Origin of the sequence: Anaerosporomusa subterranea (assembly GCF_001611555.1) — a bacterium.
GTDB lineage: Bacteria > Bacillota > Negativicutes > Sporomusales > Acetonemataceae > Anaerosporomusa > Anaerosporomusa subterranea.
The window spans coordinates 54,657-69,813 of sequence record NZ_LSGP01000017.1 but is presented as its reverse complement, the minus strand read 5'-3'; the positions used below and the strand labels follow the sequence as shown (position 1 = coordinate 69,813).

12 protein-coding genes are annotated in these 15,157 nt (G+C 49.8%); all 12 read right to left on the bottom strand.

From position 1 onward, the window contains the following. Positions 1 to 94 precede the first annotated feature (94 nt). Positions 95 to 1,654: a tagaturonate epimerase family protein gene (locus tag AXX12_RS07910; RefSeq protein ID WP_066240640.1), complete on the bottom strand. Its 1,560-nt coding sequence runs from the start codon at positions 1,652 to 1,654 to the stop codon at positions 95 to 97. A 13-nt stretch (positions 1,655 to 1,667) separates the two neighbouring features. Beyond that, positions 1,668 to 3,152 carry a UxaA family hydrolase gene (locus AXX12_RS07905; protein ID WP_066240637.1) on the bottom strand — a complete coding sequence of 495 codons (1,485 nt, stop codon included), beginning with the start codon at positions 3,150 to 3,152 and terminating at the stop codon, positions 1,668 to 1,670. Position 3,153: 1 nt separating this feature from the next. Continuing rightward, positions 3,154 to 4,683, bottom strand: coding sequence for a tagaturonate reductase (locus AXX12_RS07900; RefSeq protein ID WP_066240631.1), 1,530 nt, complete (start codon positions 4,681 to 4,683; stop codon positions 3,154 to 3,156). Positions 4,684 to 4,873: 190 nt separating this feature from the next. After that, positions 4,874 to 5,887 carry a zinc-binding alcohol dehydrogenase family protein gene (locus tag AXX12_RS07895; RefSeq protein WP_066240627.1) on the bottom strand — a complete coding sequence of 338 codons (1,014 nt, stop codon included), beginning with the start codon at positions 5,885 to 5,887 and terminating at the stop codon, positions 4,874 to 4,876. 21 nt (positions 5,888 to 5,908) lie between these two features. Continuing rightward, entirely contained in the window at positions 5,909 to 7,189 is a 1,281-nt protein-coding gene (locus tag AXX12_RS07890; RefSeq protein WP_066240624.1) for a TRAP transporter large permease, read from the bottom strand. A gap of 1 nt (position 7,190) precedes the next feature. Beyond that, a complete protein-coding gene (locus AXX12_RS07885) occupies positions 7,191 to 7,676 on the bottom strand; it encodes a TRAP transporter small permease (RefSeq protein ID WP_082816764.1) in 486 nt (161 codons plus the stop codon). Between the two features lie 65 nt (positions 7,677 to 7,741). Then, positions 7,742 to 8,761 (bottom strand): C4-dicarboxylate TRAP transporter substrate-binding protein, encoded by a 1,020-nt coding sequence (locus tag AXX12_RS07880; RefSeq protein ID WP_082816763.1) that lies wholly within the window; start codon positions 8,759 to 8,761, stop codon positions 7,742 to 7,744. Positions 8,762 to 9,027: 266 nt separating this feature from the next. Beyond that, positions 9,028 to 10,881 (bottom strand): sigma 54-interacting transcriptional regulator, encoded by a 1,854-nt coding sequence (locus tag AXX12_RS07875; RefSeq protein ID WP_066240622.1) that lies wholly within the window; start codon positions 10,879 to 10,881, stop codon positions 9,028 to 9,030. Between the two features lie 76 nt (positions 10,882 to 10,957). Continuing rightward, positions 10,958 to 11,191 carry a DUF2164 domain-containing protein gene (locus AXX12_RS07870; RefSeq protein WP_066240620.1) on the bottom strand — a complete coding sequence of 78 codons (234 nt, stop codon included), beginning with the start codon at positions 11,189 to 11,191 and terminating at the stop codon, positions 10,958 to 10,960. A gap of 20 nt (positions 11,192 to 11,211) precedes the next feature. After that, positions 11,212 to 11,964 carry a response regulator transcription factor gene (locus AXX12_RS07865; RefSeq protein ID WP_066240618.1) on the bottom strand — a complete coding sequence of 251 codons (753 nt, stop codon included), beginning with the start codon at positions 11,962 to 11,964 and terminating at the stop codon, positions 11,212 to 11,214. Then, on the bottom strand, positions 11,961 to 13,820 hold the full coding sequence (locus AXX12_RS07860) for a sensor histidine kinase (RefSeq protein ID WP_066240614.1): 1,860 nt from the start codon (positions 13,818 to 13,820) through the stop codon (positions 11,961 to 11,963). Before AXX12_RS07860 ends, AXX12_RS07865 begins: the two co-directional genes overlap by 4 nt. Next, on the bottom strand, positions 13,814 to 14,962 hold the full coding sequence (gene dgoD, locus AXX12_RS07855) for a galactonate dehydratase (protein WP_066240612.1): 1,149 nt from the start codon (positions 14,960 to 14,962) through the stop codon (positions 13,814 to 13,816). Before dgoD ends, AXX12_RS07860 begins: the two co-directional genes overlap by 7 nt. Positions 14,963 to 15,157 lie beyond the last annotated feature (195 nt).

The following is a 15,157-nucleotide window of genomic DNA, read 5'->3' as shown; positions in this document are numbered from 1 at the left end:
AATATAATGAACTTATTCTGTATTTTCCTGCCATATCCTCCTCGACGAAAGAAACTCGCGCCACTCGGGCGCGAGTCTGCAGTATTACTGTTATTTAAGCGCGGAAGACTTCCATGCCTAGCTTCAGCAGATGTTTCTGGATATGTAGGAACAAGGTGTCTGCGTAAGCCTCTTCTTCCACGTCAAGTGCTTTATAGATGGTGTCGCGGAAGCGATAGGAGCCGTCAGGGTTCTTGGCTGTCAGCACCAAGCCATAGGTGATGTGGAGCACCTGCCTGCCGTCTGCTTGTTGCAGGACCTTCTTCAAGTCAGTATCTGGCATGACTGTCGCATCCGGTGCTTTGCCCAAATCGGTAGTAACATGATAGTATACGGTAGCCTCGGCAAAGTGCTCTAACGCAAAAGCATAGATTTCCCGGAACAAAGCCGGTTTTTTTGATGCAATCACTTTCAGTGCTTCCAACCAGTTAGTGCCAGCTGTCTTCACATGCACCCGCCCACCGGTGATCTCGCCGATGATCGGGTAAACGCTGAACTTATCACTGCCAGAATGGATACTTAAGCGGTAGCCAAATTGGTCAGCAATCGCTGAGTGCAAGATGAACTCTCGCTTAAACTGCGCAATATCGCCAATGTAATCAATCGCCTTTTGAAACTCGCCGCAAAAGCGCGGTGCCATACTGGAAGCAACAATACCATGGCGCTGCAGTTCGGCGGCGACAAAATAATGCGCTTCCGGAGTAGTTGGAGTCATGGTCTCATCAATCGATACTTCGAAATCAATCTCGCGATTATAGGGCTTGACCACGTCAAAATAGATATGGCGGATAAAGTCCATCGCCTTACTATAAATCAGGACGATCTCGCGCAGAGTAGTCGAATCAAAAAACAATTCCTGGCCACCAACCTGAAAGCCTTTGTCAAGATACAGCGGCTCCAGCTCATCGCGCAGTTCCTTTGGCAATGCCCAATAAGCGGCGGCGATTTGACTTTTGGTCATGGTTGCGACCCGATTATCAATCTTCTCCGAACAGTCAAGAGTAATCATCGAGAATTCAAGGTCAAGGGCTTGCTTGACTTCGGCAGCAGTCTTTAAATGATCGCCGTCTGCGCCAAAGCCAAGATGATAGCCTTCCTGAAAAACTGCCCAGGTCGCACTGTCTAGCACATCCTCATAGGTACGATTCGTAAGGTTGAGTTCACGAATCGACTGTTGCGCTAGGACGGGGCGTGCTTTAGTTTTGCGAATAATCCGCAGATGTCCCGGACCGGCAATACCCAGCCGGTCACCAAGCCCGATGCTTACTCCCTCTCTGCCGAACGCGGTCGGACGGGCAAAGGGGAACCAACGCCGAATGACTACTGCGTTGGCGTGGGAAAGCGGCGCCTTGCGCACATTCCTCCCAGCAACAGTCATGACTCTTCCCTCAAATTCGCTACTGTCAGCCCCAGCTTCTTTCTCAATGACCCAGAGGAATTTCTCGCCAAGCGTTTTAGCGATAAACAGCACACAGCCATTTGAGGCATGTACCGAATCGGCATACAGGTGGCAAGCACCTTCGCCAAAAGAACGCATATGCTTGCTATACTTCACTGTGTCAATTTCCTTGGAGCTGAGGATGTACTCACAGATGGCCTTGCAGTCAGGATGCATGATTTTGCCCTCCTTACAGTGTTACCCCGTTTTTGAAAATCGCGATTTCGCGAAAGCCCATTTCCTCAGATTTGGTACGTTGGCCACTGGCTACAGCCAGCACGTAGTCGAAGAATTCGTCAACGACCTTGGCGCGCGGTTCAACCAATAAACGACCGGCATCAAAATCCATCCAATTAGCTTTATGAGCAAACAAATCACTATTTGTGGCAACCTTTATGCACGGCGCTGCTGTTCCCAGCGGCGTACCCCTGCCCGTGGTAAACAGGATAATTTGGCAACCAGCGGCGGCAAGCACTGTGCAAGCCACCATATCGTTACCCGGTCCGCTCAGCAAGTTCAGCCCTTTCTGACTGACCGTACCAGCATAGGGCAGAACATCGACAACCGGGCTGACGCCGCCTTTTTGGGTGCAGCCTAGCGATTTCTCCTCCAGTGTCGAAATACCGCCCTTCTTATTGCCTGGTGACGGATTATCATAGACAACTTGATTGTGGGATGTGAAGTAGTGTTTAAAGCCATTAATCAGATCGACTGTTTTATCAAAGACGTCCTGTCCGGTGGCGCGATTCATCAAGATGGTCTCCGCGCCGAACATCTCCGGCACTTCTGTCAGCACGCTTGAACCGCCGCAGGCAATCAGCCGGTCAGAGAAGTAGCCTACCAACGGATTGCCAGTAATGCCGGAAAATCCGTCCGAACCGCCGCATTTGAGCCCAACGACCAGTTCAGCTACCGGACATTCTTCCCGTTTGAAGCTGGAAGCATACGTGATGAGCTCGCCGATTAGTTCGACTCCGGCCTCAATCTCATCCTCGACCTCTTGGGCAACGAGGAATTTAACCCGCTCGGGGTCCCACTTACCTATTATTTTCTGAAACTCGGCGATATGGTTATTTTCACAGCCTAAACCAACGACCAGTACAGCCCCGGCATTAGGATGGTTAACCAAATTGGCGAGAATAGTCTGAGTGGTTAGTTGGTCTTCACCCATTTGCGAACAGCCATAGGGATGAGTGAATTCGTAAATGCCATCAATGGCGGCATCCGCGTAGCGAGCAGTCACCGCTTTGGCGATCAGTTGGATATTGCGATTCACACAACTAACCGTCGGGATGATCCAGACCTCATTGCGGGTGCCGACCCGTCCATCTGGGCGGCGGTAGCCGGGGAAGGTCTTGCCTGCGCAGACAGCAGGGATATCCTGCTTGACGTCAGGCTGGTATTGATATTCCAGGATGTCGCCAAGATTTGTGGCGATCACATGAGTATGGACCCATTGGCCGGCTGCGATATCAACAGTGGCATGGCCGATTGGGAAGCCGTATTTAATGATATTCTCCCCTTTAGCAATCGCAGTGAGAGCAATTTTATGGCCTTTATCGATATCTTCTGTCGCCGTCACCATCTGTCCGCTGATCTCGGCTGTCTGACCTTTTACAATCGGCTCTAGCAGAACCGCGACATTATCGCGATCATGGATGTGTATCAGTTTCATGCTAATTACCTGCCTCAACCAACTTTTCTAGTGTGGATTGCATGCCCAGAGAGTCAATCTGCCACAGATAGGCTGCAACTTTATCAGTCAGACCAGGAACTGTATTCAAATCTTGCGCCCAGATGGCGGTATTTGCTAGCACTTGTTTGGCAACAGTTTGCGCTGACTCCTTACTGCCATCAAATACAGACCAGGTTTTGACGAAGAATTCCAGCACCGGCAGGTCGTCTTGCATGACAAACTCACCTTTGTCGCGGCGAGCCTGCATCCGCATTCCGTCAACGACACCATGACGGTATACCGAGATCAGCGCCGCCAACGAGAACGTCAGTTTTTCAGGCAGTTTGCCGTTTAGCTGATAGTATTCAAGCAGGGACGGCAGGTTGCGGGTCTTAAATTTGGAAGAAGAGTTCAAGAGTATGCTCAACAGGTAATGCTTGATATACGGGTTTTTAAACCGCTCCACCACATCGTCGGCAAAGGCGGTCAGCATCTGTCTGTCGAGGTTGATGGAAGGAACCAGTTCATCGCTGATCAAACTGCGAACATACTTACCCAAAACGGGATGATCCATCATTTCCCCTACCGTTTCCAGTCCATAGAGGAAGGCGGCAGGGATGGAACCGGTATGCGCGCCATTCAAAATGCGGACTTTACGGGTACGATATGGCGCCATATTGTCAGTCCAGATTACGTCAAGCCCGACTTTGGTGAACGGAAGCCGCTCTGCTAACTCTTGCGGCGCTTCGATAACCCAGAGATGAAACAGCTCGCCGGTATCTAAGAGTGCATCCTCATAGCCAAGCTTGGCTTGGATTTCATTAACCTCGTCACGTGGATAACCGGTAACTACCCGGTCAACCAAAGTGTTAGCGAAGGTGTTATGCTGTTCAACCCAGTTTGTGAACTCTTGTGGCAGGCCCCAGTTGGCAGCGGTCTGCAGAACCGTCTTTTTCAAGTTATCGCCGTTGCGATCAATCAATTCGCAGGGTAGCATGGCCATGCCCCGTTTAGCGTCGCCGTTAAAATGGCGGAAACGGTGGTAGAGGAATGCAGTCAGCTTGCCGGGAAATGATACTGGCGGCGTATTGTCCATCGAGTCCTTCGGATCAAAAGCAATGCCTGCTTCTGTGGTGTTGGAAACAATAAATTCCATGTCGGGGTTTTCGGCACAAGCCAAATAAGCCTGCCAATCTGTATAGGGATTAATACCCCGGCTAATCGAGCTGATGATCTCGTTTCTTTCTGTCGGCTTGCCATTCTCCAGGCCGCGCAGGATAAGAGTATATAGTCCGTCCTGCTCATTCAGTTTGTCGACCAGTCCCTGGGCAATGGGCTGAACAACAACCACGCGGCCATTAAACAGTCCCTGTTTGTTTAGCTGATGGAACATCCAATCAACAAAGGCGCGCAAAAAACCGCCTTCACCAAACTGCAGCACTTTCTCCGGCAACTGGGCCGAATCGTTCCATACAGACAGGTCAGCAGGCGGCGTATACGAGGCGAGCATGCTTTTGCTAAGTTTAGTCATGAGTTTAGCCTCCTCCATATTAAGTATATAGATCCCCAGTCCAGGGAGGCGAAGCTGCGTTTTACCGCAGAGTACGCAGAGGCCAAGTTATTATAAAAAACAATAACCCTCTGCGATATCCTCCGCGTACTCTGCGGTTAACGTTCTCCGATTCCCTGACTCCTCAAACACATAGCAGTTTTCTCAGTTACTAAAACATTCCAATTACTTTGAGATATTTCTCTGGATGCTCGGAAAGTTCCTTTACTGCGGCGGGAATTTCATCAAAAGAAACCACTTTTGTAATGATCGGTTCGACATTGACCTTCTTATCTGCAATCAGTTGCAGGCAAGCCGGGAATGTGCCCACTGCATTGCGCGAGCCGACGATGGTAAGCTCTTTCTTCGTAAACAGAGCAGTCGGCAGCGCCACTTCATTCTTGGGCCAGCCTACCAGCGAGATTCGGCCTGCATAAGACACATAATCAATAGCACTGCGAATCGCTTTCTCCGAACCTGACGCTTCCACGACAACCTCAGCCATCCGGCCACCGGTAATTTGCTTAATCGCTTCCACTGCATCAACAGCAGCAAGATTTACAGTATGCTCAACGCCAAGGCTGCGCGCGAATGCCAAGCGTTCCTCCACCAAATCGACCATGATCGGAATCGCGCCCATCGTCAGTGCCATTTGCGCCGCGAGCAGTCCGATCGGGCCGCTGCCGGTAATCACAACATGCTCACCCTGTTGTAGCTGCGGTCGGTTGACGGCATGCATCGAAATTCCGAGTGGCTCAGCCATCGGAACGTGCGCCCAAGGAATGTTATCAGGAACCTTGTGTATGAGCTGCCGGGGATGGGAGAAATACTCTGACATACCGCCATCGATGTGTACTCCCAGCACAGTCAGATTCTCACAGCAGTTCGTGTGGCCGATGCTGCAGGGATAGCAATGCCCGCAATAGACGTATGGTTCCAGTATAACCCGGTCACCGACTGAAAATGTTTTCTCGTCAGCCGGGATGCCAACCACTTCACCGGCAATTTCATGACCGATAATACGGGGATAGCTAACCAACGGATTCACGCCGCGATAGGCGCCGATATCAGAGCCGCAGATGCCCACGCTTTTCGCTTTGATGATAATCCGGTCCTGCTTCTGCTCAGGATCAGGTATTTGTGCCACCCGGATATCGCCAGGCGACTGTAGACAAATTGCTTTCATCATTAAACTCCCTTTAATTGATCAGTTCACGAGTTCTGCCAATATCAATGACAGCGGCGGATAATAAGTCGTAACCGCCAATGCAACCAGCAGTGCTACATAGAACGGCCAAATTTCTTTCATATAGTCATCAAGCTTGACGCCGGATAAATTGCAGGTCAAGAACATAGTCGTGCCAAACGGCGGCGTAATGGCGCCGATCGACAGGTTAAAGATCATCGTAATGCCAAAGTGAACTGGATCAATGCCCATGGCGTGTACAGTCGGCATCAGGAGCGGGGTCAGCACGACAATCGCGGCATTGCCGTCGAGGAACATACCGACAACCAGCAAGAATACGTTGATAATCAGTAAGAACAGAGCCGGGCTGGTTGTCAGACCAGTCATCATGCCAGTGACGTCAGAAGCCACGCCTTCCCAGGTCAAAATCCAGGCAAAGCCGGCCGAAGCCATCAAAATCAGCATGATCGATCCATTCGCACGCGCCGACTCTAACAGCGCCAGTTTAATATCTGCCCACTTTGTTTCCCGATAGGCAATACCGACAATCAGCGAGTAGATAACAGTGACTGCGCCTGCTTCAGTCGGGGTGAATATTCCGTAGCGAATACCGCCCAGGATAATGACCATCAACATCAGGCCCCAGACCGCGTCTTTGGTTGCCACCACGACTTCCTTCATACTAGGTTTTTTATCGCGCGTCGGCTTGTAGCCGCGTTTTTTGGCTATATAGTCAACCGTGACCATCAATAAAATGGTCAGCAGTACCCCGGGTCCCATACCACCCAGAAACAGTTTGCCAATAGAGGTGTCTGAGACAAATCCGTAGATGATGAGGCCAATGCCTGGCGGCAGAATCGGGCCTAAGAGAGCAGAGGCCGAGGTTAGCGCTGCGGCGAAGGGGCGGCTATAGCCGTTTTTCACCATCTCCGGCACCAGGACCTTGCAGATCATCGCCGCATCAGCCAAACCGGCGCCAGAGGGGCCGCCAATCAGTGCGCCCAGCACGACGTTAGTCTGAGCCAAGCCACCGCGCAAATGGCCTGATAATAGTTCTGACAGCTTTAACAGGCGGGTGGTAATCCCGGTATAGTTTAATATTGATCCTAACATCATGAAGAAAGGAATCGCCAGCAGTGGCACATTATCTGCGCCACCAATCATGCGCTGAATAACAAAAACCGGCGATAGGTCGTTGGCAATAAAGAAGTAGGCGAACGTTGACAGTGTAATGGCAAAGGCTACCGGTACATTGATGCCAAACAACGCCAACATGATCAATGCTGCTGCTAAAATGGCCATATTATTGTGACTCCTCTGTTTGTGAATTTGGGCCTTTGCCGGTGATGTTATCCCAGGCAATCCTTAGGTAGTAGGACAGCATGATCAGGCTGGATACGGGAATTGCGGCATCGATATAGGTATAGGGAATGCCTAGCATCGGAGTGATTTTTCCGCCGGCTGACAGTGTCAGTTCTGTTCCGTAGTATATCATCAGCAGTAGAGTGACGATGACACACAAGTCAACAAACGTATCCAGGACGCGCCGGGCCTTTGGCGGCAGCTTTCTGGCTAACACGTCGATGCTGCAGTGTCCTTCTGCTTTAATCACCGAAGCCGCGCCAATCATGGTCAGCCACACGAAGATGAAAATCGTGACTTCCTCAACCCAGCCCCAGGGGTTACCAACCACATAGCGCATGAATACATTGGCGCAAGCCAACAGTATGATAAATGCCATCAGAAACATGCCAACGATATCATCTAAATTACGCAGTAATTTCAACACTTTCCACTTCCTTTGCACTCCGGCCCCGGTTATGAAACCGGGGCCGGAGTTTGATTGCACTTTAATTACTTGCTGCCAATAATGGAATATACTTTTTCCATCAACTCAGGCGGGAACTCTTTGCTAAACTTTTTCGGGAAATCCTTCATGACTTCTTTGAATGCGGCGCGGTCTACTTCAACAACCTTTACGCCGGCAGCTTTCATTTTTTCAAGAGCTTCTTTGTCAGCCTTTTCGTTTTCTTTCTCAAGGAAGCGGCCAGCTTCTTCGCCAGTTTCCTTCAGCATTTTCACGATATCAGCCGGCAGTTTGTCAATAAACTTTTTACCTGCGATCCAGGAAGACAGATTGACTTGGTGATGGGTCAGATTAAGGAATTTTGCACCTTCATGCATCTTGCCGCCAAAATGAACCGGAATCGGATTTTCGGCGCCATTGATGATACCTTGCATGATTCCCGGATACGCCTCAGCCAACGGCATCGGAGTAGCGACAGCACCCATCGAATTCATCATTTCGGTGGAAAGACGAATGTTGGGAACGCGGATTTTCAAGCCTTTCAGGTCTTCCGGTTTGGTAACAGGTTTAGTAGCGATAATGTGGCGATTGCCATAGATCCATTTGCTATGGACGATGTAAAGACCTTTAGTTTCGAGCTGTTTCGACAGATCTTTGAACAGATCGCTGTCTACCAGTTTATAGAGCTGTTCCTTATTGTCATAGATGTAGGGCAGGTAGGTGACGCCAAATGCTGGCACATAGTCCATTAGGAAGCCGCCATCAGAGATGGTGATGACGTTAGCGCCGATTGTCAATTGCTCGGTAACGTCTTTTTGGGAACCCAGCTGAGAACTTGGGAAGTACTGAAACTCAACTTTGCCGTTGCTCTTTTCCTTCATCAGACGGCCCCACTCGCGGACTGCTTTGTCATTAGGCTCGCCCACGTTGTTGCCATAGGCAATTTTAATGACGATTTTCTCGTCTGCCTTAAGCTTGGAGTCTTGCTTGCTGCTGCCACAGCCGCTGAGAACCAGCGAAGCCATCACAACGACAGCCACAGCGATCAGTAACCATTTCTTATTCATTCTCCGTCCTCCTCGTATATTATCGAAACTGTAAATCAAGGTTCCTATAATGCAAGAGGTGTGCCAAGTTGGGCTTATCAGGGAAATAATATCAGCAACGCACGTCTGTTTAAAAAGAAGATCGCCGCGCTACGCTCGCAATGACAGCCTTTTCGGACTGTCATTGCGAGGAGCGAAACGACGCGGCAATCTCCTTATAGACCTGGACTAAGCAATTTTTTGTTCACTTTATTTCAAATATGAAATTTTGTTTTTCAAATTTGAAATTATACTTTTGTTTTCCGCCACAGTGTAACCTTGCTGATGTTGAGTCGGCGGCACACCTCGTCAGCCCCCCAACGGGCCAATAGCTGCTGGACGATCTCTGCTTCCATCTGCTTTAGATCATTCGTCTCCCGAATCGTGATCGAGCGTCCACCATCCACCCGCGTTTCCTGCTCTCCCAGTACCTCCATAATCTGTTGCTGGTCGATCAGCTCACCCTCTGACAAATTACAGGCCATCACTTCCGCTACATTGCGCAACTGGCGGATATTACCTGGCCAGGGATAGCTATCAAGCGCTTTGATGGCGGTAGGTGTCAATGTAAACCGTTTGCTTTTATGCATCTTAGCCATTTTGGTGAAACGAGTCAGATAGTGTTCAAAGATCAGTGGAATATCCTCAGTCCGCTCACGCAGTGGCGGTACCCTCACACCCAACACATGCACCCGGTAAAATAGATCCTGACGGAACTTTCCCTCTCTGACCAACTCTAATAAGTCGCGATTCGTCGCTGAGATAACTCGTACATCGATCGGAATAATCCGGTCGTCACCAATACGCATGATCTCTTTTTCCTGCAAAACCCGCAGTAGCCGGCTTTGAATCTCTGGCGACAGTTCGCCAATCTCATCGAGAAAGATAGTGCCTCCATGCGCCAACTCAAACAGTCCCAGCTTGCCCCCCTTGCGTGCGCCGGTGAAAGCGCCTTCGACATAGCCGAACAGTTCGCTTTCCAGCAAACTAGGCGGGATCGACGCTGTGTTGACAGATACGAATGGGCCTTTGCTTCTGGGGCTGTTATTGTGAACACTCTGGGCTAATACTTCTTTACCAGTTCCGGTCTCGCCATAGATTAATAGATTGGAATCATATTGGCTAAAGGTCTTTGCCTTGCCAATCATCTTTTTCATGCTATCAGATTGGCCAATAATATCCGAAAAAGTGAATTTTGCGTAGAGGCCTTTCTCATAGGAAGAAAAGCGAATCTTTCGCTCTACCGCCTGGATACTGCTCACTTCTTGAAAGGTTACGACGTCGCCCTTGTTTTTACTCAGCGCTAACGGGATAACCTTAGCAATCACACTAGTGCCGTTAATCGGAATAATCTTTTCCTGGTTGCGATAGCGCAGCAGTTCGCTAATCTGCTCGCCAGACAAACCCTTGCCCGTCGGAGCGCAAATCCGTCTGGCGGCATGGTTATAGAAACGGACTTCTCCACTGTCATCGACAGCAATGACGCCTTCTTCGATGTTGTCAATAATCGCCTTGAGTTGGGCGGTCTGCAGTTTGTCCCGTTCTGTCGCCTCTACAATCCGCAACGCTTCTTCCATCGCTTTTTTGATGGAAACTGCGCTTGATTCGAGAAATTCGGCCACAATGCCGCAGAATTTCGCCGTTTCATAAGCGGCTCGGCAGCCGATAACTGCCTCGATTCCTTGCCGGTGGAGGAAACGCACGGTTTTCTCAATCTCTTGCTCATCCCGACAGGAGCGGATAAAGAGGTCAGTTCCCGAAATATTGAAATCGCCGATAATACCGTCAAACAGATTGGCCCGGCTGACAATACCGATTCGGCGTAAGCCCAAACCAGACAGCTTGCTGACAATACTCAACAAATCATTAATCGACATAGTGACTTCGACGGTGCTAACACCCGCACCTGTCGTTGACTTGATTTCCTCCGCCAAGCCGCCGCGACTAATAATCACTCCGACATTAGGGTGTTTCGCAACAGCCGCCTTGGCTTCTGTATCCTTGGCAACCTCAATGTATATATTAGCGCCTAATTGGCGGGCTGTACTGGCAGCCAATTCCGCCATGCTATGATAGGGCGCCAGGAACAAAATGGACGTCATTGACACTTTCCTCCATTACAGCAATCTGCCGCAGAGCGGCGCCTGGGTCAGTAATTGCCGTCGCCACATAATACACTTAGCGGCTCCGCTTCTGCAGTCCAAAGAGCTCCTCAGTTTTTTCATTCATCACTGTATAAGCGTCTTCAATCGCTTGATTATAGATCGCCGGACCAATTGTAGCCAGAATAAAATTGAGGAGATTCTCCGCCTGGAAGTCACTGATAGCTTCGTCTCTTTCGGCGGCAAAATAACGTTTTATCTGTTCAATTACATCCTGCTTCATTCCACGGCTAAGCTGAACAATCTCCATATACTACTCCTGTGTTAAAATTACTCATAACGTTCTTGCCTAACCGGCACCTGATTTTTGCCCCGGTACTCGGTTGGCGTACAACCGGTGTGCTTCTTAAACTGGGTGCTGAAATAGGAAATATCGGCGAAACACAGCCGTTCAGCAATATCCGCGACGCGCAACGTGGTTGTTGTCAGCAACTTTTTAGCCGCTCGGATTCGCAGGTCTGCCACATAGTCGACAAAGTTCACGCCAGTTTGTTGTTTGAATAATTGACTAAGATAACAGGAATTGACATGAACATGTTTCGCCGTTTCGGCTAACGTGACATCGCCTGGCATTCTTGAGGCGATGAACGCAAGTGCCTTGGTCATAGGGGAATCCTGGGCTTCCTTTGTTAGCATAGCAGGGGGATTGCGCTTATCAAGCCAATTTGTTAAGCAGGTGCAAAGCTGATCTATCTCGACAGGCTTTAACAGGTAATCGGTTACTCCTTGGCGCAGGGCCTGCTGCACTAGAGAAAAATCATCATGCACACTGATAATGATTACATCAATCGGTTGGTTACGATAGGCTTTGATTTCTTTAGCCAGCGTCAGTCCATCCATCACTGGCATGCGTATATCGGTTATCACTAGATCTACAGGGTTCTGCTTTAGCCAATCAAGCGCTTCCCGGCCATTTGCGCATTCATGAACGACACGGAATGAAAGCCCTGTCTGTTCAATCGTCCACTTAAGGGCGGCTCGGACCCAGCGTTCGTCATCAACTAGCAAAATATTGTAGCTCATATACCGTCCCCCTGCATAGCTGGCCTAAGTTGCCGCCTAACGACGGGCAACCGGATAGTTACTGTTGTCCCTACTCCAGGCTCACTTTCCAGGCTAAGCCCATAGCTGTCGCCAAACAAGTTAATAATCCGTCGATGTAAATTGCGCAAGCCGATACTGCCAACTTCCGGTCCTGGATCGGCATTTTGCAGTGAAACCCGCAGTTCTTTCAGCTTGTCAGCCGCAATGCCTACTCCATTGTCAATGACTTCAATGACAAAATCCTGTTCTTGGCCGCTAGCCGCGATGGTAATAGCAAGCGGCCTCCCATCTTCCCAACGGCCATGCAACAGACAATTCTCCACCAGTGGCTGTAAAGAAAATTTCACAATCGGCAGTTCCAATGCCCAATCAGGAATGATATAACGGCATTCGCATTGCTTTTCAAAACGATATTCTTGGATTTGTAGATAGACCTGGCAAAAATGCACTTCTTCCCGCAGTGTTGCCGTCGGCGCCGTGTTGCGCAAATTATAACGCAACAGAGTACCGAGCGATGCGGCCATGGACGCGACCGTCTCATTGCCTCCTGCCAGTGCCATACCGCGGATGGTTTCGAGTGAATTGGTAAGAAAATGCGGGTCGACCTGAGCTTGCAGCACCTTTAGCTCCATTTCCTTTTGCCGCAACATCGATTCTGTCTCCCGCAGTTTTGAGAAGTAAACCTCTTCCATTAAGGCGGAAAGTCGCTCAGTCATCCGATTGAAGCCTCGAGTCAGCTCACCAATCTCATCCTCAGACTCAACCACAATCTTCTCGTTAAAGTGCCCAACCTCCACATTTTTCATGTAGCGTTGCAATCGCCTGAGTGGTCTGACAATGGTTCGAGCAAAAGCAAGGCCCAAAAGATAAGCAAGCCCCAACGCGCCGACAGCGGTAACTGCCGTAGTCCGGCCCACCTGAGCCGCCCTATTGCTAATCTCCCGGTAAGGAATAGCGGTCACAAACTTCCAATTAAGATAATACGAATAGCTGAAGGTCGTCAAACTGGAGGCATTACCGCCAACAAATGAGCCCTCTGGCTCCTCATACAATTGGCTGAGATAAGAAAGCGCAGCTGGCTGACCTAACAGAGCTTCGTTGCGATGATAGACATAATGCCCTTGGCTGTCAAGAATAAAGAACTGACCATTGCGCCAAACGTTGACACCCTGAGCAATATCCTGAATCCGTCGAAAGTTAATATCAATGATCAGCAGCCCAATCGGTTCGAGCGTATTCGGGCTATGGACCCGCTTGACCAAGGACAATACCGGCTCTTTGTGGTCAGGCCAGGAAATGACGCGGCTAACCATGATAGGAACTGCGTTAACCGGTACCGAATGATACCAGTATTCATTTATTAGCTCGCTCGCCGGATAGGGACTTTTTGTCCCATAGCAGTCAATGACCTGCATTTTATCGAGAACAATGGTGATGTTCGAGATATCCGAGCGCGAGTAGGCAGCATTCTTTAATACCCGTTCGACACTCTGGCGAATGTTCGATTGTTCAATTTGCTCCTGATTGGTCATGCGCAAAAACTGCAGCATATCTGGATGATTCATGATTTTCAACGCATTGATCTCAAAATCGCGAATATAGTATTCAACATGAGATTCTACCTGCTCGGTCACTTGGCTGCTATAGTCGCGCGCCTCATTTTCAAGTTCAACCGCTGAGCGGTGATACGATATAGCGCCGACAATAGTCAAAGGGACCAGAATGAGAATCGCCGCAAAGATAAACAGTTTGACACCTATTGACTGACGAGCCAACCAGGCTTGCCGCAAAAAATTAGGCAGCCGGCTGAGCAGCCGCCCGAAAGGATTTACCATTCAGCAACAGTCCCGTCAGGATGTCTCCAAACAGGATTCCGCCAATTATGACCCTCGGCAGCCATCTTCCGTACATGCTCTTCGTTGACGGTGATGCCAAGGCCAGGCCCCTGCGGTATAGCAACAGAGCCGGTTTGATAGGAGAATACTGATTTGTCAGTAAGATAATCCAACAAATCGGTTCCTTGATTATAATGTATTCCCAAGCTTTGTTCTTGGATGATAGCATTATGGCAAGTCGCGTCAAGCTGCAGACAGGCAGCCAGCGCAATCGGCCCCAGCGGACAGTGCGGTGCCAGTGCCACGTCATAGGCCTCAGCCATGGCAGCGATTTTCTTGCACTCGGTGATGCCGCCCGCATGACTAAGGTCAGGCTGGATAATATCGATATAGCCGTCAGACAAGGCTTTTTTGAAATCCCAACGTGAAAACATACGTTCACCAATCGCGATCGGAATATTGGTATGAGCGGCGATTTCTCGCAATGCCTCGTTGTTCTCCGGCAAAACAGGTTCTTCAATGAACATCGGACGATATGGTTCTAGCTCCTTAGCGAGGATTTTTGCCATCGGCTTGTGTACCCGTCCATGGAAATCCACGCCGATGCCGATATCCGGGCCAACTGCGGCGCGCACCTCGGCAATCCGGGCCACGGCGGCATCGATCTCGCGATAGGAGTCGACATACTGCAGTTCATTGGTGCCGTTCATCTTGACGGCTGTAAAGCCGACATCCACTACCGCTTTGGCAGCACGGCCGACATCACTGGGATGGTCACCGCCAATCCAGGAGTATACTCTGATGCTATCCCGGCAGGCGCCACCCAACAGTTGGTGAACCGGAGCGTTGAAGTACTTGCCTTTGATATCCCAAAGCGCCTGGTCAATCCCGGCGATTGCACTCATCAGAATCGGGCCGCCACGATAGAAGCCACCGCGATACATAACCTGCCAGTGGTCCTCGATCTGCATCGGGTCTTTGCCGATCAGATATTCCATCAGTTCATCGACAGCAGTCTGTACAGTCCGCGCCTTGCCCTCAATAACCGGTTCGCCCCAGCCGACAATCCCCTCATCGGTTATGATCTTTAAAAACAGCCAGCGTGGCGGTACAATAAACGTTTCATAGCTGGTAATTTTCATGAATGCGACCTCCCAGTCAATGTACTTAGCATTTGGGGTTTAGTTTCTCCAAAATTACCACAAATCCTTCCATAGATACAAAAACCGCTATGGCGGTCCTTGTGTGACTGGGATATAACCGTACGGCGAACACAAGCGGCACTAGCGGTACACTAGCGAAGCAAAAGATCCTTTATTATTATTGATTATCGTGTA

Coding starts and splice junctions, on each gene's coding strand:
- AXX12_RS07910 (WP_066240640.1), bottom strand. CDS start 1,654: ATGCATCCTGACTGCAAGGCCATCTGTGAGTACATCCTCAGCTCCAAG.
- AXX12_RS07905 (WP_066240637.1), bottom strand. CDS start 3,152: ATGAAACTGATACACATCCATGATCGCGATAATGTCGCGGTTCTGCTA.
- AXX12_RS07900 (WP_066240631.1), bottom strand. CDS start 4,683: ATGACTAAACTTAGCAAAAGCATGCTCGCCTCGTATACGCCGCCTGCT.
- AXX12_RS07895 (WP_066240627.1), bottom strand. CDS start 5,887: ATGAAAGCAATTTGTCTACAGTCGCCTGGCGATATCCGGGTGGCACAA.
- AXX12_RS07890 (WP_066240624.1), bottom strand. CDS start 7,189: ATGGCCATTTTAGCAGCAGCATTGATCATGTTGGCGTTGTTTGGCATC.
- AXX12_RS07880 (WP_082816763.1), bottom strand. CDS start 8,761: ATGAATAAGAAATGGTTACTGATCGCTGTGGCTGTCGTTGTGATGGCT.
- AXX12_RS07875 (WP_066240622.1), bottom strand. CDS start 10,881: ATGACGTCCATTTTGTTCCTGGCGCCCTATCATAGCATGGCGGAATTG.
- AXX12_RS07870 (WP_066240620.1), bottom strand. CDS start 11,191: ATGGAGATTGTTCAGCTTAGCCGTGGAATGAAGCAGGATGTAATTGAA.
- AXX12_RS07865 (WP_066240618.1), bottom strand. CDS start 11,964: ATGAGCTACAATATTTTGCTAGTTGATGACGAACGCTGGGTCCGAGCC.
- AXX12_RS07860 (WP_066240614.1), bottom strand. CDS start 13,820: ATGGTAAATCCTTTCGGGCGGCTGCTCAGCCGGCTGCCTAATTTTTTG.
- dgoD (WP_066240612.1), bottom strand. CDS start 14,962: ATGAAAATTACCAGCTATGAAACGTTTATTGTACCGCCACGCTGGCTG.